Annotated in this window: 22 protein-coding genes and 1 pseudogene; all 23 read right to left on the reverse strand. The window is 30.1% G+C overall.

The genetic code is table 11. The features are described 5' to 3' along the window. Positions 1 to 408: 408 nt before the first annotated feature. Positions 409 to 5,430: pseudogene (locus tag HMPREF1552_RS08975) on the reverse strand (helicase-related protein); the annotation flags it as partial. A gap of 158 nt (positions 5,431 to 5,588) precedes the next feature. Next, a complete protein-coding gene (locus HMPREF1552_RS12830) occupies positions 5,589 to 6,068 on the reverse strand; it encodes a TnpV protein (RefSeq protein WP_369750449.1) in 480 nt (159 codons plus the stop codon). A 771-nt stretch (positions 6,069 to 6,839) separates the two neighbouring features. Then, a complete protein-coding gene (locus tag HMPREF1552_RS08980) occupies positions 6,840 to 8,912 on the reverse strand; it encodes a type IA DNA topoisomerase (RefSeq protein ID WP_021744852.1) in 2,073 nt (690 codons plus the stop codon). An 18-nt stretch (positions 8,913 to 8,930) separates the two neighbouring features. Further along, a complete protein-coding gene (locus tag HMPREF1552_RS08985; RefSeq protein ID WP_039901530.1) occupies positions 8,931 to 9,353 on the reverse strand; it encodes a hypothetical protein in 423 nt (140 codons plus the stop codon). Positions 9,354 to 9,370: 17 nt separating this feature from the next. Then, entirely contained in the window at positions 9,371 to 9,904 is a 534-nt protein-coding gene (locus HMPREF1552_RS08990) for a C40 family peptidase (RefSeq protein WP_051312003.1), read from the reverse strand. A gap of 129 nt (positions 9,905 to 10,033) precedes the next feature. Further along, the gene (locus HMPREF1552_RS11660; protein ID WP_021744855.1) at positions 10,034 to 10,741 is read right to left on the reverse strand and encodes a transglycosylase SLT domain-containing protein; all 708 of its coding nucleotides are present in this window, start codon (positions 10,739 to 10,741) and stop codon (positions 10,034 to 10,036) included. Between the two features lie 18 nt (positions 10,742 to 10,759). Then, the gene (locus tag HMPREF1552_RS09000) at positions 10,760 to 11,827 is read right to left on the reverse strand and encodes a DUF4116 domain-containing protein (RefSeq protein WP_021744856.1); all 1,068 of its coding nucleotides are present in this window, start codon (positions 11,825 to 11,827) and stop codon (positions 10,760 to 10,762) included. Positions 11,828 to 11,857: 30 nt separating this feature from the next. Then, positions 11,858 to 12,529, reverse strand: coding sequence for a hypothetical protein (locus HMPREF1552_RS09005; RefSeq protein WP_021744857.1), 672 nt, complete (start codon positions 12,527 to 12,529; stop codon positions 11,858 to 11,860). Next, positions 12,516 to 12,908: a conjugal transfer protein TraD gene (traD, locus tag HMPREF1552_RS09010; protein WP_021744858.1), complete on the reverse strand. Its 393-nt coding sequence runs from the start codon at positions 12,906 to 12,908 to the stop codon at positions 12,516 to 12,518. The genes HMPREF1552_RS09005 and traD overlap by 14 nt, the downstream gene beginning before the upstream one ends. Further along, positions 12,892 to 13,383 carry a S26 family signal peptidase gene (locus HMPREF1552_RS09015; RefSeq protein ID WP_155827530.1) on the reverse strand — a complete coding sequence of 164 codons (492 nt, stop codon included), beginning with the start codon at positions 13,381 to 13,383 and terminating at the stop codon, positions 12,892 to 12,894. Before HMPREF1552_RS09015 ends, traD begins: the two co-directional genes overlap by 17 nt. Positions 13,384 to 13,399: 16 nt before the next feature. Continuing rightward, positions 13,400 to 14,851, reverse strand: coding sequence for a peptidoglycan amidohydrolase family protein (locus HMPREF1552_RS09020; RefSeq protein WP_021744860.1), 1,452 nt, complete (start codon positions 14,849 to 14,851; stop codon positions 13,400 to 13,402). Positions 14,852 to 14,927: 76 nt separating this feature from the next. Beyond that, positions 14,928 to 15,299: a hypothetical protein gene (locus HMPREF1552_RS09025; RefSeq protein ID WP_155827532.1), complete on the reverse strand. Its 372-nt coding sequence runs from the start codon at positions 15,297 to 15,299 to the stop codon at positions 14,928 to 14,930. A gap of 20 nt (positions 15,300 to 15,319) precedes the next feature. Beyond that, positions 15,320 to 15,751 (reverse strand): hypothetical protein, encoded by a 432-nt coding sequence (locus HMPREF1552_RS09030; protein WP_021744862.1) that lies wholly within the window; start codon positions 15,749 to 15,751, stop codon positions 15,320 to 15,322. After that, entirely contained in the window at positions 15,744 to 16,178 is a 435-nt protein-coding gene (locus HMPREF1552_RS09035) for a Panacea domain-containing protein (RefSeq protein WP_021744863.1), read from the reverse strand. Before HMPREF1552_RS09035 ends, HMPREF1552_RS09030 begins: the two co-directional genes overlap by 8 nt. Before the next feature lie 33 nt (positions 16,179 to 16,211). Then, a complete protein-coding gene (locus HMPREF1552_RS09040; RefSeq protein ID WP_021744864.1) occupies positions 16,212 to 16,781 on the reverse strand; it encodes a hypothetical protein in 570 nt (189 codons plus the stop codon). Continuing rightward, positions 16,781 to 16,966 (reverse strand): hypothetical protein, encoded by a 186-nt coding sequence (locus HMPREF1552_RS09045; RefSeq protein ID WP_021744865.1) that lies wholly within the window; start codon positions 16,964 to 16,966, stop codon positions 16,781 to 16,783. The genes HMPREF1552_RS09040 and HMPREF1552_RS09045 overlap by 1 nt, the downstream gene beginning before the upstream one ends. Positions 16,967 to 17,085: 119 nt before the next feature. Then, entirely contained in the window at positions 17,086 to 18,549 is a 1,464-nt protein-coding gene (locus HMPREF1552_RS09050; protein ID WP_021744866.1) for a type IV secretion system protein, read from the reverse strand. A 13-nt stretch (positions 18,550 to 18,562) separates the two neighbouring features. After that, a complete protein-coding gene (locus HMPREF1552_RS09055; RefSeq protein ID WP_021744867.1) occupies positions 18,563 to 19,294 on the reverse strand; it encodes a hypothetical protein in 732 nt (243 codons plus the stop codon). 1 nt (position 19,295) lies between these two features. Continuing rightward, positions 19,296 to 21,779, reverse strand: coding sequence for a type IV secretion/conjugal transfer ATPase VirB4 family (locus HMPREF1552_RS09060; RefSeq protein ID WP_021744868.1), 2,484 nt, complete (start codon positions 21,777 to 21,779; stop codon positions 19,296 to 19,298). A 1-nt stretch (position 21,780) separates the two neighbouring features. Then, the gene (locus tag HMPREF1552_RS09065) at positions 21,781 to 22,404 is read right to left on the reverse strand and encodes a hypothetical protein (RefSeq protein WP_155827534.1); all 624 of its coding nucleotides are present in this window, start codon (positions 22,402 to 22,404) and stop codon (positions 21,781 to 21,783) included. A 55-nt stretch (positions 22,405 to 22,459) separates the two neighbouring features. After that, the gene (locus HMPREF1552_RS09070; RefSeq protein WP_021744870.1) at positions 22,460 to 22,699 is read right to left on the reverse strand and encodes a VirB3 family type IV secretion system protein; all 240 of its coding nucleotides are present in this window, start codon (positions 22,697 to 22,699) and stop codon (positions 22,460 to 22,462) included. Further along, positions 22,699 to 23,688 carry an ATPase, T2SS/T4P/T4SS family gene (locus tag HMPREF1552_RS09075; RefSeq protein WP_021744871.1) on the reverse strand — a complete coding sequence of 330 codons (990 nt, stop codon included), beginning with the start codon at positions 23,686 to 23,688 and terminating at the stop codon, positions 22,699 to 22,701. The genes HMPREF1552_RS09070 and HMPREF1552_RS09075 overlap by 1 nt, the downstream gene beginning before the upstream one ends. Then, entirely contained in the window at positions 23,685 to 23,984 is a 300-nt protein-coding gene (locus tag HMPREF1552_RS09080) for a hypothetical protein (protein ID WP_021744872.1), read from the reverse strand. The genes HMPREF1552_RS09075 and HMPREF1552_RS09080 overlap by 4 nt, the downstream gene beginning before the upstream one ends. Positions 23,985 to 23,989 lie beyond the last annotated feature (5 nt).

Below are 23,989 nucleotides of genomic sequence, written 5' to 3' on the forward strand. Positions count from 1 at the left end.
CAAATTCCCTCTGCATTTTCTCTTGCTGCTGCCTAATTCTCTCCTGTTCAAGCTGTCTTTGCTGAATATCAATAATTCTGTTAGCTTCATTAACTGGAGCAGAAAAAGCAATATTTGCAAGTAAAAACGCACAAAAAAGCATTATTTTTTTATGAATCATAAATTCACCTCCTTGTTTAATAAAAGATTAAATAATATTAACATAAATTAAAAAAGAAGTCAAATTTGTATAGAAAAACGAATTTTTAATACTTAAGACAGAAATGTTATCTTACAAAATTTAATATGAAATTTAATTTTAAAGCTTCGATGTGAAAAAAATTTTAGAATAGTTTTCCTAAAAAAAATACTCCAATCAATAAAAGGAATATTTTTCTTAAATTATTTAAATCTTATTTGTTTCTAAATTTATTTATTCTTTTCTAAATCTTGAATATCTATTTTTTCCTTAATCCCTTCCTTTTTTTTCATCCCTTCTTCTATCAATTTATTAACCTCGCTTAATCTTTTAATTTTTTCTAATAATAAATCTGCTTTTTCAAAAGGCTTATTAACTTCTTCTTTCGCATTGGAAAATTCTTCCCTGTAATTTTCAAGTCTTACCTTCTCTTTTTCCAGATTTTCAGGAATTTTATCTAACAAATTATCCATTCTCGTTATATTCCCAATTGAATCTTTCCCAAAATCAGTATAATATTTTTCTTTGTTTTCCAGTACACATTTATATTTTTTCTCATAGAAGTCAAAATTTGAAGACAGTTTAAATCCTCTATAATTTCCAATAATTTGAGGCTCATCAGATATTCCAGTACCCTTTATAGCTTTTAAAAGCTCTTCTCCAGCTTCTTTTTTATCATAAATTTTGGTTCCGTTAATTTCAATAGATGTAAATTTATCCTCATTATTTGATTTTGGCTCTATTTTAGAAACATCTTCCTTCACATTTTCAATATATTTTTCCATTTTACTAATTTTTACAGGATATTCCTTTGTTATTTTATCCTCAAGACGATATAAGTTTGACTTGTAATTGGCTTCAAGCATTCTTAACTTATTTACTTCCATATCCAAATCCATTTTTTCCTTAATTAAAGGATTTCCTGTTGCGAGTGCCTTTATTTCAGCATAGTTTAAAGAGCTTTCATCAACATCTTCTGCTACTCTGACTGGGGTTTTGGAAGTCATAATTTGGCTTATAAACTTTTGTTTATTCTCGATAGTTTGCCACAAATAAGCGTCAAATGTATTCTCAGTAACATATCTGTAAATTTCCACTTTCTTATTTTCATTCCCTTGCCTGACTATCCTTCCTGCCCGTTGTTCCAAATCCGAAGGACGCCACGGCACATCTAAGTCGTGAAGTGCAATTAATTTTGTTTGTACATTTGTTCCTGCTCCCATTTTTTGTGTTGAACCTAGCAATATTCTTACATCTCCTGTTCTTACTTTTGCAAAAAGTTCGTCCTTCTGTTTTTCAGAATTTGCATTATGAATAAATGCTATTTCTTCTTCAAGAATACCTTTATTAATCAACTTTTCCTTTAAATCTTCATAAATATTGAAACTTCCATCATTTTTGGGAGTAGACATATCAGAAAATACAAGCTGTGCGGATTTTTTTTCAATGCTTTCTTTCCATATATTGTAGATATTTTCTACACAGGCATTTACTTTACTGTTTTCATCATCGGGAAGCATTTCATTTACAAGCCTCTGATCTAGTGCAAGTTTTTTACCATCATTTGTAATTTTTAACATATTGTCTTCTGTTGGCTCTACATTTCTGTTTCTTACTTCTTCTGCTCTTTCTGAAAGGCTTTCTAATATTAATTTCTGTTCCTCTGTCGGTTTAGTCAATACTTTTTTGTACTCTACTTCAGGTGTTGGTAAATTTAACATATCAGCAGTCTGTATATCTGCAAATTGTTTAACATTGTTCATAAGTTCAGGAAGATTGTAGAATTTTGCAAATCTTGTTTTAGTTCTATAGCCATTTCCTTCAGGAGATAATTCAATAGCTGTAACTGTTTCCCCAAATGTGCTTGCCCAAGAATCAAAATTTTGATGTCCTTGTTTTTTAAGTTCATCATACTGTAAATATCTTTGCATTGTATAAAGTTCTGACATAGTGTTGGAAACTGGTGTACCTGTCGCAAATACAACTCCTTTTCCACCTGTTATCTCATCCATATATCTACATTTCATAAACATATCCGATGATTTTAATGCTTCAGTTTGTCCTATTCCTGCCACATTTTTCATTTTAGTGTATAAAAATAAATTTTTAAATGAATGTGCCTCATCTACATACAGCTTATCAACTCCTAATTCTTCAAATGTAACGACATTATCCTTTTTAAAATCATCATTTAATTTTTTTAGCCTTACTTCTAGTTTCTTTTTTGTACCTTCAAGTTGCTTTACAGTGAAATTCTGGTTATTTTCCTGCTTTAATTTTTGGATATTTTGTATAATTTCATCAATTTCATTTTGTATATGTTTTTGCTGGTAATCCTTGCTCATTGGTATTTTCTCGAACTGAGAATGTCCTATTATTACAGCGTCGTATTCTCCAGTTGCAATTCTTCCAATAAATCTTTTTCTGTTTTTGGGTTCAAAATCCTTTTTAGTTGCTACAAGAATATTTGCTCCTTGATAAAGTTCCAAAAATTCCCTTCCTAGTTGTTCAGTCAAATGATTAGGAACTACAAACATTGATTTTGTTGCAAGTCCAAGTCTTTTTGACTCCATTGCAGAAGCAACCATTTCAAAAGTTTTTCCTGCTCCCACAACGTGTGCAAGCAGTGTATTTCCACCGTACAATGTTCTTGCAACTGCATTTAATTGATGTGGCCTTAATTTTATTTCAGGATTTATGCCATTAAAAGTAAGATGGCTTCCATCATATTCTCTTAGTCGAATTGAATTAAATTTTTCGTTATATATCTTAGTTAATTCATTTCTTCTTTCCAAATCCTTAAAAATCCAATCTTTAAAAGCCTGTTTAATAATATCCTGTTTTTGTCCTGCCAGCATAGTTTCCTTTTTATTTAAAATTGCTATTTTTTTACCTTCCGAATCTGTTTCATAGTCAAAAATTTTTGTATCTCTTAAATTTAGAGAATCTTCTATAAGTTTGTACACATTTACCCTTTCAGTTCCAAAAGTCATAACAGCAAGGGGATTATCATTATCCATATTCTTATTTTCTATTCTCCATTCGGAAGTATATTCAGAGTAGTGAACTTTTATATATGAACTTTTGTATGCTGGTGTCTTTAATGTTTCCACAATAAAATCCTTTATATGATTTTTAGGAACCCAAGTTGCTCCAATTCTGACATTTATCTCGCTTGCTTCAAGTGGCTTAGGCATTACTTCCTGCAATTTTTCTTTTTGAAAATTTAGTATTTCAGGACTTATTCCATTTTTCTCTTCATCAGAAAGAGAATTAAATTTGTCAATATATTCTATTTTTTCTCTTATATTCCCACTTAAATATTCATCCTGTGTTACATATTGAAATTTTTGTGGAAAATCTTGATTTATATTAAGAAATATTTCCCCTTTTAGACTGTCAATTAAATCATCTTTTTTCATTCCAGTAAGATTTGTCATATATTCAAAATCCACTTTTGCTTTTTGAGAAATTGAAAGAATTAAGGCTTCTTGCGGTGTGTCTACTCTATCTATAACTTTTGATTGTTTTATCGTTCTTTTAGAAAAAATATCCCCTTTTTTCTTAAAGTTTCCACGTTCATCAAATATCTCTATTGAAGATAATAAAGAATAATTGGAATCTTCAGTAAATAATCTCGAATTTGCTCTTGAATTTAAATATCCATACTTATTAATAAATCCATCATATATTCTATTTAGTTTTTCCTGCTCAATTTTTAATCTATCATCTGTTTCACTGTCTTTTTGAATCTGAATAACTTTTCTTAATGAAGATGTAAGTTCTATATATTTTGATATTTTATCCTTATCTCTATCTGATAAATCTTGTAATATCATTTCACTATTTTCTTTAAAATAAATATCGTTATCTTTTTTGAAGAATGAAAAATTTCTTATTTCATAGTCTTCATTTTCAACACTAATTACAGTTTCTTTTTCCTCAGCGAGAGTTTTTTCATAACTTCCTTCTATATTCCCAACTGCTTGTTCTAATTCATCCTTTAAATTACTATTTTCTTTTGGCATACAAGTTAATGTTCTCCCAAAACGTCCACTAACTTCCTCCATTTTCCCCAAAACCATATTAGGATTATCCACAAAATACTGATTATATACAAATTCTTCAGAATCAGATTTAACCGCATACCAGTCCTGCTCCTCTTTATTTATATTTTCCCTTTTCTTTAAAAATATAATATCCGATATCACTTCAGTTCCAGCAACGCCTTTAAATGTATCATTTGGAAGCCTTATTGCTCCTAATAATTCCGCTCTTTCTCCAATGTATCTTCTCACACTGTCATCCTTTTTATCAAATGTCCCAGAAGAAGTTATGAAAGCCATAATTCCGCCTTTTTTTACCTTATCTAATGATTTTGCAATAAAGTAGTCGTGTATCATAAAGTTCTGCTTTTCATATTCTCTGTCCATTACCTTAAAATCTCCAAACGGAACATTTCCTATTACAACATCAAATGAATTGTTAGAAAATTCTGTTTTTTCAAATCCTTTTACTTGAATATTACTTTCAGGATAAAGTTTTTTAGCAATATTTCCGCTGATACTGTCTAGTTCCACACCATATATCTTGGAGTTTTCTAATTCATCAGGCAGATTACCTATAAAGTTTCCCACACCACAACTTGGCTCTAAAATATTTCCGCCTTCAAATCCAAGTTGCTGTATTCCTTTATAAATGGAATCAATTACTATTTTAGGTGTATAAAAGGCTGTCAATGTACTTGCCTTAGCATTATCATATTCTTCCTGCGTCAAATTTTCTTTTAAAAAATTTCTTGCTTCTTCCCATTGTCCACCTTTATTTTCATCAAATACATCAGCCAGTCCTCCCCATCCAACATATTTAGAAAGTGTTATCTTTTCATCATCTGCAGCTTCTCTTTCCTTCAAATTTTTTAAAACTTTTATAGCTTCGATATTATTGTTTAGACGCTCTGATGGTAACAGTTTTTCAGACTGAATTTCTTCAGTAATTTTAAAATTTTTAGAAATATTATCTTTACTATTTTCTTCATCTATATAAGGATATATTATTTCATCATTCTCAATAATATTTTCTGTTTCCTTTTCAGGAATAAAATATTGATTTTCATCTATAAGTTCCTGTATTCTTTTTTCAATTTTGTCCCAAGACAGAACTATCTTAACTTCATTATTACTAAAATGGTTTTTATATAACTTCATGTTTTTAGAAGTATAAAAGGCATCATCTATAAAATCTCCACGGTCAGGTATTGAAAAACCGCCTGTTCCGTATTCCCATTTCAAATATTTTATTCTGTCTTCCTTTGAACTATTATCTTGAAAAAAATTATAGATGGATTCTACTCCACTGTATGATTTTAATACATCATCAATATTCTTTTGAGTAATTATATTATCATTTTCTATTTGTAAATTATCTGATTGTAAGTTATTTCCCTGAGAGAAGAGAGTAGGCTGTTCATAAGCCTTACCCATTCCATTTGATCCTTTTCTTTTAATTCTTCGGTTAATCCCATAGTTTTCATCATTTTGGGTTTTTCTATCTCCCAAAATTTCTCCACTTCTGTCTGAATTGAAAATAGATGTTCCATAACTTCTCCCTTCATTAGAAGATTTTTCAAAAATTCCACTTTCTCTTGTTCCAGATATTTCATTCTCGCTCGTCCCCAAGAGTTGAGTTTGCTCAAGTCTATTTCTTCTTCCTCTAAATCCGGAACTAGCACTTGAAACTTCTTGTCCATTAGTATCATTTTGTAAGTTCCTCTCGCCTGCTCGTAGGATGTTTCCTTCACTACTGGAGTATATATCCCGTTCTCTATCAGATATTCTTTCCCGTCTATCATCTTTTTCAGCATATTCCAATTCCTCCTCATTTTTTTCATTTTCTATCTCATATCCAATTTTACTATTTTGTTCTAAAGTTGTTTCATCATTTATTTTCTGAATTTCCTTACTTACTTTGATTAGAACTTTTTTTGCCACATTGGATATTTCTGATGATATTAGTTCCATAGTTCTAAAGTCTGAGAATAAAGAATAAATTTTCTTTTCCTTTTCATTAAATATATCCTTTTTCTTAATTCCCATTCTTTGATCAAGTGCAATCAGAACAGATTTTTTTATAAAACTTTCAAGAACTTCTGTATCTTTGTAATTGAAAGTATCTAATTTGCTGTTTTCAAGCATTGTCTGGCTTATAAGCACCATCTGTGCTTCTTCAAAATCTGATTTTCCTGTCATTCTTTCAAAAACATCTTTATGAGTTCTATTATTAAATTCCCATAATTTAGGTTTTTCATCGTTACCTTTATCTAGGGACACTGTCTGTGTAACATCAAAAATATATCTGACATTCTTTTTTCCACTTCTTATATTATATACAGGTATTCCTTTCTGATTTCTTTCTACAACTCTGTTAAAATTTTCTTTCCAAAAGTCATATTCTGCACAGGCTACAGCTTCAGGACGAATAAAAAATATATTTAACTGATCCAATGCAGAATATTTATAATTGTTTCCTATGACATGAAGATAGTTAATATATTCACTAAAATCTTCATTTATCTTTTTATGTGCATTTTCCAATACAGTTTGAATCTTATACCCCATTTCTTCCCCCTAATATAAAATTTTGTGATTTCAAATTTTAATTATCATTTTTCTATTTTTATAAAATCCTTTCTTTGCAAGTTCAAATAATCTCCATTTATCTCTATTCCAAAATGTGCATTATATTCCTTTCCACTTTTACTTTTTATCTTAAACACAACCTGTTTCCCTCTTAATAATTTTTTTGCATTATCCTTACTTATCTTTATTTTTTGTCCAAAATAACTTGCTTCTTTCCAAAGAGATGTTTTACATCCCTTCTTATAATTACTGCAATAGTAACTTTTACTGTTCTCATAAACATTACTGTTACATTTAGGACATTTTCCAATAACCTCCATTTCTTTTTCAAATTTTTCAACTTCTATATCTTGATTTATTATATTTTGTAACTCACTTTTAGTTTTTTCAATAATATCACTTATATTTTTTCTGTTATTATAAATATCTTTCTGAAGCATAGAAAACTCAACAGTCTTTTCTGCATAAAGATTAATATGGAGCAAATCCAGCAGTTCGATTAACTTTATCCCTTTTTCAGTTATACTAAAATTTTGTTTTTCGGAAGTAATATATCTATATTTCTTAGCTTTCTCAATTATTCCTGTTCTAGTCGCCTCTGTACCAATCTCTACTCCTTTCATTATTTCTCTATATTCCTGTGTATCGTCCTCATTTTCCTGATTTTTTTCTTTTCTAAAAGGATTTTTTAAATAATTACTCAAATTTTCCTCAGTAACTTTTTTAGGAGGAATGGTTAATTTATCAGCAACTTTAAAATCAACATCAATTTCCTGATTAATTTCAAAATATGGCAACTTGTTATCTATCTTCTGATTTTCATATTTTAAAAATCCTTCCTGCTTTACTGATTTTCCCTTCAAGTTAAAGATTTCATTTCCCACAGCAATCTTTATTTCAGTTTGATTAATTATCGCTTGCTCCTTCAAAAAGTTAGAAATAAATCTATTTCTTATTGTTTCAAAAATTATCTTTTCTTCTAAATCCAAACTATTCATATCAGGAACTTTCAAAGTTGGCATTACTGCACTATGGCTCTCAATCTTGCTACTGTCAAATATTTTTTTGCTGTCCTTAAACACCAGTTCATAATCACTATATAATTTTATAAGTTCTCTTACCTTGTCTTTTTCCTCTTCAGCAAGATATTCTGTATTTGTTCTAGGATATGTAATAAATCCCTTTTCATAGAGATTTTGTATAATTTCAAGAGATTTTGCAAAACTTATTTTATTTTCCTTCGATAATTTACTTTGTAATTTTGAAAGTGAAAAAAGTTTTGGAGGATTAAGAATAATTTCCTTTTCAGTTATATCTTTTACAATCCCTTTATTTCTATTTAACTCATACGAATAACTTTTAGCTTTTTCAAGTTCTAAAAGATTGTATTTTTTATCACAAATAAGTTTTAACAAAGTTCCATTACACATAGTTTCACTCTCAATAGTAAAATATTTTTCAGGAATGAAATTTTTAATTGCCAAATCTTTATCATAAATATGTTTTATAACTGGAATAAGAACACGTCCGACTGGAAAAAGCGTGTTAGCCTTTAACGAAATATATCTTGTAAGATTGATTCCCATAAGCCAGTCCATATATGTCCTTGCAAGCCCCTCATTATGTAAATTTTTATATTTAGAATTATCTTCAAGATTATTTATGGCTTTTCTTATGGTTTCTTCAGTCTGTTCAGGAAGCCACAATCTTTTTATCTTCTTATCAGTTTTTATGGCATTGATAATAATATCCACTATAATTTGCCCTTCCCTGTCTGCATCTCCCGCATTTACTATCTCATCAACTTCATTGCTGTTAATAAGATTATTTAATATCTTATACTGTTTCTTTATTCCCAAATCATTTTTTAAGTCAAATTCAAATTTTTCAGGAAAAAATGGCAGTTTAACTTCACTCCATTTCCTCTTTTCTCCAACATATCCATCAACATCCCTTAATTTAAACAAATGTCCAAAAGCCCAAGAAATAATATACTTTCCATTTTCCATATACCCCTCTTTATTAACCTTGACATTCAATGCACTTGCAATATTACGTGCAAGACTCGGCTTTTCTGCTATTATTAATTTTTTCATATATCTTCCCCCTTACTTCTATCTCTCTAAATCTTTGTCATCAGTATTCCAAAAACTTTTAGAAAAACTTTGCTTTTGGTTTTCACTTACATTTTTCTCTTTTTCAGTTTTTAAATATTCATTATTCTTTATCCCTTCATTTAATATTTCAATTTTCCAATCATCTCCATAATATGTAAATTCTACATCTTTAAATTTATCAGCTTCCTCTATACAATTACTAAAATCATGTTCCAAAGTATCAAAACTAAACTCATCGTATTTTAAATTTAAGGTATTAATTGTATCTCTCAATTCTTTTACAAATTCTTTGTTATATACATTCCCAAATTTTTCTTCTATTTTTGATAAAATATGTTCTGATGAATAATATACATTTTCCTTGTCAAATTTTACACCAGCAATCTCTCCTAAAAATTGTTGAATTACCTTACTTTCCATACTATTTCCTCCTACATTTATATAACCGACACTGCCCATCTAAACTTATCCTGATAAAACCCAGTAAAGTCTGAAACAATTACTCTTTTACTTTTTGAGCTGGCGTGTATAAACTGTCTATTCCCAATATACATTCCCACATGTGAAATTCTGCCTTTTTCTAAAGTTTCAAAAAATAGCAAGTCCCCCTTCTTAATATTATTATGCAATTTTGGTTTAAATATCGACTGTTCTGACGAAACACGTGGAATTGTAATTCCCAATGTTTTTTTGAACACATACTGTACAAAGCTGGAACAGTCAAAACTACTACTTCCAGTTGCACCATACACATAAGGCTTTCCAATCTGAGTTTTTGCAAATTCTACAATTTTATATCTTATTTTTTCTTCTCTGTCCTTATTGCTCTTAGTTGTGTTATTTTCAATTATTTCCATCTTTTTACTATCTTCATTTATTAATTGTTTCTGAAAATTAATTTCCCCCTTAGAAAAAGATAGCGAAGAAATAACTGATATTCCCATTAAAATTTTTACAATATTATTAAACATTTTCCACTCCTTCAAATCTTGTTTCATAATTCTTATTATTTTTACTGCTCAGTGTTTTTTCTCAAAACTTTTGTAATGAAAAAAATCCACTGACCTAATTTTGATTTTCTCACGTGTGAGAAAATATAGTTACAAGTTTATTATTTTATTATATTTCTGAATTACTTTTGGTATATATTCCCTTGTTTCCTTTATCCCTTTCCAAGCGTTATTTGCTAATCTTCCACAGCCAGCGTTATAGCAGACCAGCATTTTTGAAACACTCCCAGTTTTTTCATAATCTCTTTTTAAATGCAACACACCTCCCTTTATATTTCCTGATATGCTGTTATCCACTCCAAATTCCTTAAAATTAAAAGGCATTAACTGCATAAGCCCTCTTGCTCCAGCACTTGATACTGTTGAATGATTAAAATGGCTTTCAGTATTCATAACTGCTAAAACTAAATATGGATTAAAGTTATACTCTTTGCTGTATTTAAAAACATAGCCAAGTATATTTTGTATTTCATTTTCATTCAGCTTGCTGTTCTGTGTTTTAATATATTCAATAAGTTTTCTGTTTCCAATATTTTTTTGAATACGAGAAGTATTATTAACTTTTTTTACAGACTTATTATCATAAAATAATCTATTGCTTTGTGATTGGATATTGCTTGTATCTTCTTTAGGCGAATCGTTTAATTCTTTATTTTTGTCAGCCTCATTATCCTTTTGTGTTTTTAATTTCTCAATTCTTTCCTGCTCAACTTTTTCTTTCTGTTTCTGAAAGTTTATCTCTCCCCCAGAAAAGGAAATTTTTGAAACTATCATAAGAAACAATATACATTTTTTCATTTATAACCATCTCCTTTGCTATCTTTCAATTTCAATGTCCTTGCTTTTTATTTTCGGATTTGTATAATTTATCTTTATTTCCTCATAATCACTCTTTCTATCCAAATCAGTATCTTTTAAATAAGGATTTGTTCCATACACAAATTTTTCTTCCCTATCTGTCAGCCCATCAAAATCACTGTCCTTGTATTTTTCCTTAATTTCCTCTATTTCCTGTTTAATATTTTCATCTCCATAACTTAGAGCGTCTTCATTTCTTTTTAAAACTTCCGTTACGACATCTTCATCCTTTTGCATTTCAGAACTTGCATATTGATAGGAATTAGGGTAGTTTTTTACAGATTCCATCACTATTTCCTTATCATTTTTTAATTCCTCGCTTGCAAATTGTAAAGCACGTCCATCCTGTTTCACTGCTTCCAAAACTAAATCCCTGTTATTCTTAAGCCGTTCACTTGCATATTCAAGATTTTTTCCATTTTCTTTGACTTTTTTCATAACATATTTCTCATCATCTCTTATTTTCTCAGAAGAATAATATTTAAATATATTTTTACCTGCATATATTGAGGCTTCATACCATTTTTCCATTTTATCAGCCTTATTTCTAAGCTCACTCATTTTGCTTTCCTCAATATATTTTTCCAATTTTTCATTAGTAATGGATCTTATTTCCTTTTTATCCTTTAACATTAAGTATTCTCGAAGATACTCGTTATTTTTATCTTTTTCAAGCATATTTCTAATTTTTTCCATTGTTTTGCTGTCATATCCACTTTTTACATACAGCTCAACATCCTCTTCAGATAATCCTTTTTCAAATCCTTTCCTAATTTCCTTCATCTGATTTACATCCAGCTTTTTCATCACAAGTTTTTCCCATTTGCTGTCATCCAAGCTATTTTCAGCTCTTTTTTGTAATATTTCCTCATTAAGCACGGGTGTTACACATAATTTAAACTGTTCAAGAGTCAAATTTGATTTTATCATTTTCTTTATTTCCTGTTTTTCATCTTTAGAAAATTTTACTCCTATCCTTTTTAAATAGTCTTTTTTCTCATTTTTTTGAAATACACTCAGCAACATTATTCTACCCCTTTCTTATTAATTAAATTTTTATCTCTTTCTTGTTTCCTGCCCCTTTAAAATTTTTTTGTAATCTATTATTAAATTATTCATTTTTATCAGTTCATTCACTCCTCCAATAATATTTTTAAAAACAGTGTCGTATTCTATTCTGCTCAGTATCTTTATTCTTTTATTTTTCAATTTTCTTAGTATCAACACAGCTTCTAACTTGTTTCTGTATATAAAGTCGTTTTCACTTAGATATTCTTTAAATCCCAACTTTCTATCTATTTCTTCACTCAACTTTTTTAATTCATTTTCCCTTTCAGTTACTTTTTCATCCAATTTCTGCATTTCCATATCAATTTCATTTTCTCTAATTTTTAAAGCGTCTTCTGTTTCATATAACTTTTCTCTCCTATCTCGATAAATTTTTTTCTGTTGCTGTTCCAACTGATAAATTTTTTCATCGTATTCACTCTCAATTCTCCTCTTTTCCTGATTATATTTTCTTTCCTCATCATGTATGAACTGTTCAAGTTCTTCAGCAAGTTCAGCTTTTATTTCTAATTTTTCTAATTTCACCCTTTCTTTTAATTCATCGCCTTGAAGTTCCGTTATTTTGCTAGTTTTTTTCCGCTCTATTTCTTCGAAATCTTCACTTTCTAAGGGAGAAAATCCTTCATTTTTCATCATTTCTTTCAAATTATCTAAACTCATCTTTTTTCTCCAATCTTCGTTTCAACATCTGTTTCTTTTCTTCTCTCATCTGAAACTCTTCACCACCCATAATTTTACAGTCTTTAATTTCATCATTGCTTAAAAATTGAAATTTCATAAAATATCCCAGCAACGTTGCCTTATCTTCATTTAAAATATTCGCAATTTCAAGCAGAACTCCCATTTCAATCAGTTTTCTTGTTCTTTGCTTCCATTTCTCATTTTTTTCCGATGTATTTAGCCTTCTTGTATCATTTGCTATTTCTCTTCTAATTTCCCTTATTTTTTCATCTGTCTTGACTATTTTCTTATGTATTTCAAGTTTCTTTTTTTCATTTGACTTCAGCTTAATCATCTTATCTTCATATTCTAAACTCATATATCAACCTTGCTTTTTTCTCTATTCTTGACTTCTTTATTGCACCGTAATATCTTCCATCAAATGTCCCCCTGATTTTAGATAATGTCAAAACTTCATCTTCCTTTATTTTCCCATTGAAATTAGACGATATTTCAGGAAATATTTCTCCATAATCTTCACCGTTTACATATATCCGGTTACCTTTTATCTCAACTTTATCCTCATAAAATGCCACAACAGGTTTTACCGATTTAAACATTGTCCCTTTTATACTTGTCAAATTTTTATACTTATTATCTATCTCATAAACAACTAAATCCCCCTTTTTCAATACTCCATCAAATTTTTCCAGTTTATATATTCCCAAAGGAATTGATGGCGTTACATTTATTACATAAATTTTTGACAATAGATGTAGCCCTGTGAATGTTATGGCAAGAAATATTGATACAGAAAGCATTATCAAGTTAAACTTTTTAGTTCGTATATCCACAATTTCCTCCCTCTTTTTAATTTCCTTTGGCAAGTGTTGTTGTTATCTTATCTGCTTCATTCATTACAAAAGCCATTACCATTCCTACTGTGATAAACAAAAATATAGTTTCATATTTCAATTCCTTAAAAGTAACTTCCCCAAATCCTGCAGCATCCAAGTTTTTAAATACTATTCCTCCCAGTGCCATTATGACAACTATTTTACTTCCTGTGAGAAATAGGGTTGTCAATGCTTTATTTCCTAAGTCCTTTTTTGTAATCGAATTTACATCAAAAGGTAAAAATATCCAAGATAATCCCAAAGCCATTCTAAACTGTAATACCGCCATCATCATTTCAAATATTATTCTTACCACAAAATAATAAACAAGAATAATAACCCCTATTAACAGCAGCATTTTCCCAAGTTCTTCAAAAAATAGCCTTGAATCAGTAATAATATTAAAAAAATTAAAGTTTGATTCATTAATAATCTTTAAGATTTTCCCTGTTTCCCTTCCAGCTATTGCCCATATACTGTTTAAAGTTACGGTCCCTCCACTGTTTCCCATAAAATATGAGCCAATTCCAGAAAATATTCCATACCCCATATCAATTAAAGAAATTGCATTAGGTATAACATATGCCAGTATTGAAAATCTTATCATTATTCTGAGTAAGGACATCCATAAATTTTCCAATACATTTTTTACTATATAGCCATATAGAATCCACATTATTTCAAGAACTGTGAGTACACTTAAAAGAACTAATAAGCCAGGTGTCATTTTTTCTATCCCGCTATTTATCATTTGTACAAATTCATTTTGAATATTATCCCAATCTACTGATAACGATGATTTTGTGGAAGCAGTTGAAGCATTATTTCCAGAATGCCCTCCGTTTGCAGACACTGTTGAACCTGCTGGAGGTACTGCAACTGTTCCATCTGAATTTACTGGAATATATCCGTTATTTATCAATACCTGCTCTGCTGTAATAACTCCTGAATATCCTCCATGTGCCTTACATATATTGTAGCCTTTTGATACTTTTACTCCACCTTTAGGATATGGTTTTGAATTTGAAGCGTGAACAACATCAATACTACATCCATTTGCTATGCCAATTGCATAAACTACATGTCCATTAAATAAAATGGCATCTCCTGGTTTTATTTGATTGGTTGCTATTTTAGTCGCCTTTGCTCCTGCTCTCATACTCGCTGTTGTATTTGCCCAATTTTTAGTATTCGCTCCTGTAACAGAACTCATACCTGCCGCTTGTGAAGCTCTATCTACAAAACTGGAACAGTCATAAGTATTTGCTCCCATTCTATTAGCCTGACTATATGCCTTTCCTACTTGTGCCATTGCATAATTAACAACATCCTGTCTATATTTTGCTACATCATAATTTCCTTTATTTCCATCAGAAACTGCTATCAAATTAAGAATGAAAAACAAGCTAATTACAATTTTTTTCATATTTCCTTTAATCCCCCTTTCTAAAAAAGTACAAAAAAAAGACTAGAATTTTAATCTAGCCTTTCATACTTTAAAATTAAGGTAACTTATTTAATTTTCTATCTAAATAATCAATAATATTTCCATTTCCATCTTTAATTACAAATCCATTTTTTATTATATGTATATATCTGTCCATCCCTTGAATTTTATAAATTCCATTTCTTAATAACTGTATATTATCCCATTCAAATCCGTTTTTATCCGCATTTTTTTCTCCAGTATTAAAACCAATTTGATATGTTCCATTAGATAATTTCTTTATCCCTATTGGATCTTGATATCCAACTTTGCTGTAATACCAATATCCTATCAATTTATCTATATTTACACTATTATTATTAGACATTTTTGCAGAAAATCCTAACATTCCCAATGTAAATATTAAAATAACCATTATCTTTTTCATCTTATCACTCCCTTTCATACTCATTTCCCGTGATTATACGCAGTAAAATCAAAATCAAATCCTATTATATGAAGAACATCTGTGTTAATTTCTGATTTTATACCTATCATTCTCCAGTTTTGTGAATTTAATCTAAAAACATAAACTTTCTGATCCTTTGAAGTTTCATAATCATATGGAGAAAAATTTATATTCTCTATTGACAATGTTTCAATACCTGTCCTTTTATTTTGCTGATGTAAATCCAGCCAACTTTTTAACTGAATATCCATTAACTTATCCAAAACTATTCCTTTGGCTTCATTTGATTCTTTAGAATTTTTAAACTTGTTAAAATTGTAGTTTTTATTTTTAGTCAAATATCTGAAACAAAAAACAGGATAAGATAATAACTTTACTTCTGAAATATTTTTAAAATTATTATTCTTTAACTTTTTAATTTTTTTAGACATAATTTTCTTTAAAGCTCTCTTTCATCAAATCCTGTGGAATAACATTATTTATTTTAGTTTCTATATACGGTTTTTCTGTGTGAGTCAAATTTCTCAATCCCCAAGCAGAATATTCTCCAAATACATTATACACTTCTGTCAATATCTTTTCCGTTTCCTTATCAATATCTACTTTATCAAATTCTTTTATATCGTCTGAACCATACTTTTTATACTTTTGATATATTTCCTCAACTACTGGCCCGTGATTCCATGCTACAATATTATTTGAAAATAGCGGAGCATTTTTCAATGCAAGATACGCTGATTGTGCATAATAGAGTAATTTTTGCAATTTTAAATTACTAATTCCATCTGCACCTTGATTAGTCTCCATATACGAATTATAAATTAAAAACCAGTTGGCAATATCTTTTACATCATACATTTTTTTTCACCTCATTTAAACTATTGTATCAATTTATTTTAATTCCATTATCATTACATTATAACCACTTTCAGAAATAAAATTATCTATTTTAGAAAATCCAAAATTTTGATAAAAATTCAAAATTTTTTCATTATTTTGACATTCAAGCCAAATAAATTTTACTCTAATTTTCTGTCTAATTTCTAACAATAACTCATATGCAATTTTTAAAATTTCATTTCCTGTTAAATTATTTTTCTCTAAATTAAAGTTTTTACCAACTTGACCTAAAAGAAAACTATTAATTACATAATCACCTGATTTATTTTCAGAAGCACTTTTAGTTAATCTCTTTTTTAAAGTTTTTGAAATTATATCTAAATCTTCCTTTTGGAGTATTAAACTTCTATTTGCTATGGAAAAATAGCCTGCTAATTCTTTTTCAGAATTAAAAATTAAATATGTTGAAGAAATCGAAATTCTTTCAAAGAAAATAGCCTTATTTATTAAAAAATTTTCAATGTCTTTGTCTTTACTTCTAAATCCTTTTAATTTATTACGAACTTTATCTTCTCCAATTTGTGATAATAACTCTGTTAAAGAAAACGTAGTAAATTTCATTATTCTCCTTTCTTTTCAGAAGTTTCTTCAAAAAATTTTTTAATATCATTCCCCTTAATAAATTCATATTCTACATCTACATCTAGTGGTTTATTATTTTTTGCATTTTCAATAGCCTCCAAAAATGATGAAACTTTTTCCTCTGTATCAAACTTTAATTCTGTTGTAAAACTTGAAGTTGCCATTTTTATCACCTCTTTTAAATTTCTATTTTTACAATAATATTATATCACATCTAATAGTTTTTTCAATCTGAATTTTTTAAGACTAGATTAATATTCTATTGTCATTGTCCTTACACATTTTATTCCTTGCTGTTCTTTTCTCTCCTCATTTCAGATTCTGCAAAAGTTTCACTGTTACTATTCTCAGTTTCTTTTGTTTTTGTATTTTCTGAATGTTTTTGCGTGACTTTCTTCCCTTCATTTGACTGTTTTTGAGAATCCTTATTCGAGGCTGTCTTGCTGTTATCACTTCTCATTTTTTCTTCAGCTTCTTTTGTATCGGCTGTTCTATCCGCATTTCCTGATTTAGTTTTTTCATTTCCTTTATTTGCATTTTGAGAATTTTGATTTTTAGTGTTTTCTGTTTCCTGTGATTTATTTTCTTCGGTATCTTTCTTATCATCTTTTTTATTGCCCATAAATTTTTTAATTCCATCACTGGCCATATTTTTTACTTTTCTGCCTGAAGCAATTGGATCAAAGTCCATTGTCATTACTTTTATTGCTTTTCCTGCATTTTCAGCAGCCGAAGCAGTCAGATTTCCAGGATATTTTCCTATTTTAGAGCCTATTTTCGCACCTGTCTTCATACCTGCTATTGCTCCTGCTCCTCCAGTAGACACCCCACCAGCAACCGCACCAACTGCTGCACCTAGTCCGCCAACTGCTGCACTTCCCAATAAAGATGTAACTCCTCCTACAGCCGAGCCTCCTGCACTAACAACATTTCCAGTAAAATTACCAAGCTGTGAGCCATTTAATCCACCTTGTCCGTATAAAATTAAAGAAGCTATGCTCTGATAGTTCTTTATTAAAAATGAAATTGCTATGAATACCGCAAGCCACACAATTATCGTATGAGGCTCGTTATTTTCTGCCCCAATATTTTCAGGAATAGGATAAGATTTTAAAATTTTTACTCCCATAGATGAAAGTGCAACTGCAACCATTAATTGAGTGCCTGAGCCTACAATTGCTCCCAAAGTTTTTCTTCCTATATCGCTCAAAGCGTCAAGTGGTAGACAAGCAAGATATATTATTGCCAATTTTCCAACTACATGGAACTGTATTATAGCTATTGTTATTGTTGATATTATAAACACTAAAAATATGAATCCAATAATAAAGAGAATAAAATACAGAATAGCCCAAAAATCTTGAAACTTTAAGCCTATACTTAAAAACTTGCTTAATTCCTCCCATAACTTATCCCAAATGCCCTGCACTTTTAACGGACTTCCAAGCCCTTCTCCAAATAAATTTCCTATGTCAGAAAATAGTTTGTATGCCATATCCAGCAGTTCCTTGTACATTTTTATAAGCCCAAAAGTAAGTGCATATCTTACAAGTTTTTTTATAGTTTCGACAAGTGTATTGCCTATGTTCTCCGACCAGTTAAAGAAGGCTGTAAATGATAAGTCCAGCACAGCAAATGATGAGGCAAGTGTCAATATTACAACCATTAAAGTTGTCATTCCTGTATCAAGCATACTGATTATTGGTTCAATCAGTGCCGTATCAAATTGAAAATTTGCCGCTGCCAATTATTTCTCCTCCTTATCTCTTATGTTTTTTCACTTCATTTTCCATTGCCTTTATATGATTGTTTAAACTGTTTTTTGTATATTCGCTTCTTTTTTGAGCTTCCCTTCTTGCCTGCACTTCTTCAGCCGCCTTTAATGCGTCAAGTCTGTTTGTAGTTGAAATCATATCTGCTATTGCGTTCATCTGCACTGACAGATTGGCACTCCATTGTGATAGCACTTCCAATACTTGCTGTGGATTTTTTGCTTCGTGAGTTTTTCTTATAAGTATCCTTGCATTATCCGATGTTTTTTTCATTGCCACTTCATTCATAGAGCCTGACTTCATTGCGTCCCTTGAAAGACTGTCAAGCGTGTTTGTAAATCTGTCAAGAAGAGCCATATACTGTCTGTTATTAGCATCGGCATAAACATCTTTAAACCATAGTTCAGCTCTTTTTGCGTCTCTTAATGTTGATTTTGTGGTATTTGTTATTCTAACTAATGTCTTTATCGTGTCATCATATTGGCTTATATATTTTTTTAGATAGGCTTCAGGCAGTTTCTTTGAAAGCTCAATCTGTCTTTCTATCTCCTTTAACTGTGCATTCAGGCTTTTTAGTGTCTGTGCATTGATTGCCACACTTTCAAAATATGTTTTCATCTGCCAGTAATCAGAAGCTCCACTGCCTCCTCCAAGTATTCCTGAAAACGAATTTACTGATATGATTGTCATTGTCATTAAAAAGAATATTATTTTTTTCATTTTAGTTACCTCCCTGTATAATTTCCTGACATCTTCTAAATTCCTGACTATTTCTACCCAATTTGTATTCTAGCCATTTTAAGTTAATTTCCTTTAAATCATTTGTTTCTGCACATATTTCCTGTATTTTCATCTGATCTGTTGAACTTGCCGAGCCTACATAAGCCAGTTCAATTTTACCTAAGTCCATTTCAAACTCCCTTGCTCCAAGCTCACTTTTGTAAAAGTATTGTTTCTGCATTTGTCCACGTGCAACTCTTTCAATTTCTATTGCATTTAATCCGAACTTTGAATAAAGTTCCTTCCAGTAATTCTGTGCCTGTGGAGAAGGAAGAAGTATCTTTGTTTTACATCCGTCAACTATTGCAGGTGTTATTTCAGATTTTGAAATTTCATCAAGCGACTGTGTTGCAAAGATTATAAAGGCATTCAGTTTTGCAAGCGTTCTAAGCCAGTCATTGAATTTAAGCCTGAAACTTTCGTTTTCCATCGCAAACCAAGCCTCATCAACTACAATTGCAGTTAAATAGTCCTTTGTTAATTTTTCCACTTCTATTCTATGAAACAGATAGCTTAATATCGGAGCTGTTGCTTTTGGATCTTCTATTATTCTTCCCATTTCAAATACCTGCCAGTTTGAGTCTGAAAAATTATCTTCATTGTTATCAAAATATTTTCCATATGAACCTGTATTTGTGTATGGCTCAAGTGCCTGCTGAATTTCCTTGTTCATAACTGTAAATGCAAAATTTGTCATTGTTCTCCTGTTAGGCGGATCATTTGAAAGAGTAGTAAGTGTTTCCCAGATTGTGCTTTTCATATCAGGCGTTACAATTACATTTTCCTGCTGAAGAAGGGAAATTATCCAGTTGCTTGCAAATGCTCTTTCTGTTTCGATATGAATATTTGCAAGTGGCTGAAATGCCAAATCATTATCTCCACCTTTTCCCAAGTCATAAAATTTTCCACCCATACAAGCAGTTAAAACACGTATTGAGCCACCTTTATCAAAAAAGAATACCTGTGCATTAGGATATTTTTTAAGTTCAGCTACCAGCATTCCCAATAATACTGATTTTCCTGACCTTGTTGGACCTGCTATAAGCGTATGTGCCGCATCCTTTATATGAAGGTTAAAGTAAAATATATCGTTCAAATCTGTTTTAGTCATCATAAGCGGAACACCTGTAATATTTTTCTTATCCCTAAAAAATTCATTCACTTCCTCTCCACGATACAGCGATGAAGTGGGGAAAAGACAGCTTAAAAGCATTGAGTTTATTGGATATTTTCTTATATTCGCCTTCACATTTCCTGGAATAGCCCCTAAATATGAAGGGAAAATATTGTACTTATCAATCGAGCAAGTAAAGTCCTGCTCATCAAATATTGTTACTATTTTAAGTGCATTATCTTCAAGCCTTTTTATATCTTCATCAGCAAGTATTATGGTAAATGTGTAATAGCCATAACTCATTCCGCCTTCCTTAAATTCATTTAAAGCCATTTTGGCTTCTTCTGTTTTTGCCAGTTCCAGCTCATCAATGTTAAATGAAGGCTTTTTAGTTATAGCTTCCGTTATGTACTGTCCAAAATTCTTTTGCTTTCCCTGATGAAAAATAAAGAAGTTTTTTAACATCTTTTTTGATTCATTTTGTGAAAGTATAATGTATCTTGCCGACATTCTAAATTCAAAGTCCAGACTTTCAAGTTTTTTTAAAACTCTTGACTCTATCTCATCAGGAAACAGATTAACCGAGATTGTCCTTAAATGCTTTGCCTTTGTCAGTCTTTGTATTTTCGTGTCTTTTCCATTTTCAAAACTTGAGTTTGACAAATATTGATCAATTGGATATAGAGGAGATGTAGGCATTTTCTTCTTTTCAGGAAATTCAGCATTCACTGTGGAATACATATATGCCATAAGTTCATCTCCCTGCAAGACTTCAATGCTTGTTGTAGCATATTTTAATAACGCAATAAATGAAGCTACTTTTTGTCTAAATATTTTTAATTCCCTTTCTGCTTCCTCAGCCATTTTTTCTTCTGAATCATCTTCCTTTTTACTAGCCAGCAATGAGTTTATCTTATTTTCAGCATCTTCTGCTATTAAATATGTCAATGTTATATAGTAGTCACATTTAAAATATTCCCCTTTTGAAAATAAATCCTTTCTTTCATTTTCTATAAGAACTGTCGGTATAAAGTCATCATTAATTTCTGTTTCAATATATCCTCTTGACTTCTTTCTTTGAACTTCATAATGAACAATAAAATTGTCAGGCAATTTTTTTATCGCATTGTTATACTGCAATATTTTCAAGTTCACTTCTTCATCAGTAAAAAAATCCAAGTCGTGATTTCTTACTTTGAGAGTTACCTGAAACCCCATATTTTTATTAACAAGAATAAAGTCATTGAGAAGGAAGTCCCAAGGAATATGATAGATAAATGAATTTTTGTAGTTATCAAGTGTTTTTCCCATTCTATCTTTCCTTTTCTTTATTTTTAATATTTTCCTTAATTTCTTCTCTTTTTAGAACTTTACTTAAAATGTCTCCTCTATCTATTAATACGAATTTTTCTTCGTTGCTTTTAGATATTTTTGTCATAAATAACACTTTATTTGATGATAATTCTTTTTGTGCGGCTACAAAGTCTTTAAATTCAAGTCCTGTTTTTTCTCTAACTGATTTTGAGTCAAGGTATACTAAGTTTCCTACATTTTCTTTGTATGTGTTGTAAATTAATTTTGCATTATCTGATAACGTTGAAAGCTTTTCTTCTTTCACTTTTTCTGTTTCTTTTATTTTATCTGCTATTTCTTCCAATTTTTTTTCATAGTTATTTTTAAATTCAAGTGATTTATCTTTATTGGTAAAATATTTTATTTTATTTACTTCAAATATAGAACCATCATAATTTATTTTTTCTTCTGATGAATGATGAAAGAATACTTTATTATCTTGTACTAACTCCTTAAATGCTTCATTAAACTTTTCTTCCTCTTTTATTCCCAGTTTTTCCATTATCTGATTTCTGCTTAATGTAGTATATCCGACTTCATTTTTTGTTCTTTCTTCTAAAAAATTCATAATTTTTTCTTTCATTTCAATTATTCCCCTTTCAATATTTTTTCTTTTCGCTTCCATTTTTAATATTTGCTTAAGGATTTAAATATCTTTCAGTCTTGTAATGCTCTATTATCAGTTCCAACGTCATCGGATCCTTTACTGACATAACTGCACATAGAATATATATTGCCCCTGCCGGTATAAAAATTACCCAGTGCCTGAATATTAAAAATATGATTCCTGTTAATAATACTAGCGATATAAAAACCTTATATGGCAACCCCATTACCATCTTCACATCCAGCAAAGATTTATACACTTTTAATTTCATTATCCTACCTCCTCAATTTCATATTCCTTTGTCTTTTTGTTAAAGCCATTCACTTTGATTATCTTGTTCACTTTTCTTACAGTTTTACCATTTTCAGTCGTTCTTATAATATTCACGATTACATCCACAGAACGTCCTATAAGCGGCTGTCTTGGATTCCTGTCAACTTCCATTAACAGCTCTTCCAGTCTTTCCAAAGTTTCTTCTGCACCATCCGAATGGACTGTTGTAAATCCTCCACTATGTCCAGTATTCCAGTTTTTAAGTATCTCCTCAGCTTCTTCTCCATATCTAAGCTCTCCCTGAATAATTCTGTCTGGCCTATGTCTAAGTGCATCCTTTGATAATTCCAGTGCAGAAACATCCTCAGTTACAAAAACTCTTAACACGTTTTCCTTATTGCAAATAATTTCCTCAACTTCCTCAATAATGTATATTCTTTCAACAGTATTTCTAATTCTGTCAACTTCCTTTAAATAATCTACAAGAGCATTAGTAAATGTTGTCTTTCCTGTACCAGTTCCGCCCGATACAACTATATTCTTTTTATTTAAAATGGCTTCTGTAAGAAAATTTTTCTGAAATTCTGTAATTGAACCCATTGCTAAATAATCATCGAGTGTAAATATTTTTTTAGGCCTTTTCCTTATTGTAAATACTGGAATCCCTTTAGTAATTCCTTTTGCGGCTCCTTGAAATCTGTCAGAATTTGGCAAGTTTCCAGAAAGTCTTGGATTTTTTTCAGAAATTATCTTTGAGTTATATGAAGCAAGCACCTGAATAATTTTGTATCCTTCCATTTCATTCAGGTATGTATTTGTCTTATACATTCCCCTTTCATATGATTCCACCCATACATACCCATCAGGATTTAGCATTATTTCCGTAATGTCGTCATCTTCCATATATTCCTTCAATGCTGACAGCCTTTCATTTACAAAGTCTATTTGTGCCTGCTTCTGAAGTTCATATTTTTCACTTTCCGTCATAATATTTCTGCCAGTTCCTTCATTTTTTTAGCAGTTTCATCATTGCTTGGACTTTCAATTATGATTTTTAAAAGTTTGTTTCCGACACCAGATTTTTCTAAAATCTCTTTTAAAATGTCTACATTTTCCTGTTCAACCTTTTCAATTTCCTTTTGGGAATCAGCCATTATTTTCTCCAGTTTGGCAATCTTTTCTTTATTTCTTTTTATTCTTTCAGTATAATTTTTTTCTCTAGCTTTTCTCTTTTTCTTTACTATTTCATCTGAACCATTAATTGTCTCTTCAATATTTTCCATATATC

Origin of the sequence: Leptotrichia sp. oral taxon 879 str. F0557 (assembly GCF_000469385.1) — a bacterium.
Taxonomy (GTDB): Bacteria; Fusobacteriota; Fusobacteriia; order Fusobacteriales; family Leptotrichiaceae; genus Leptotrichia; species Leptotrichia mesophila.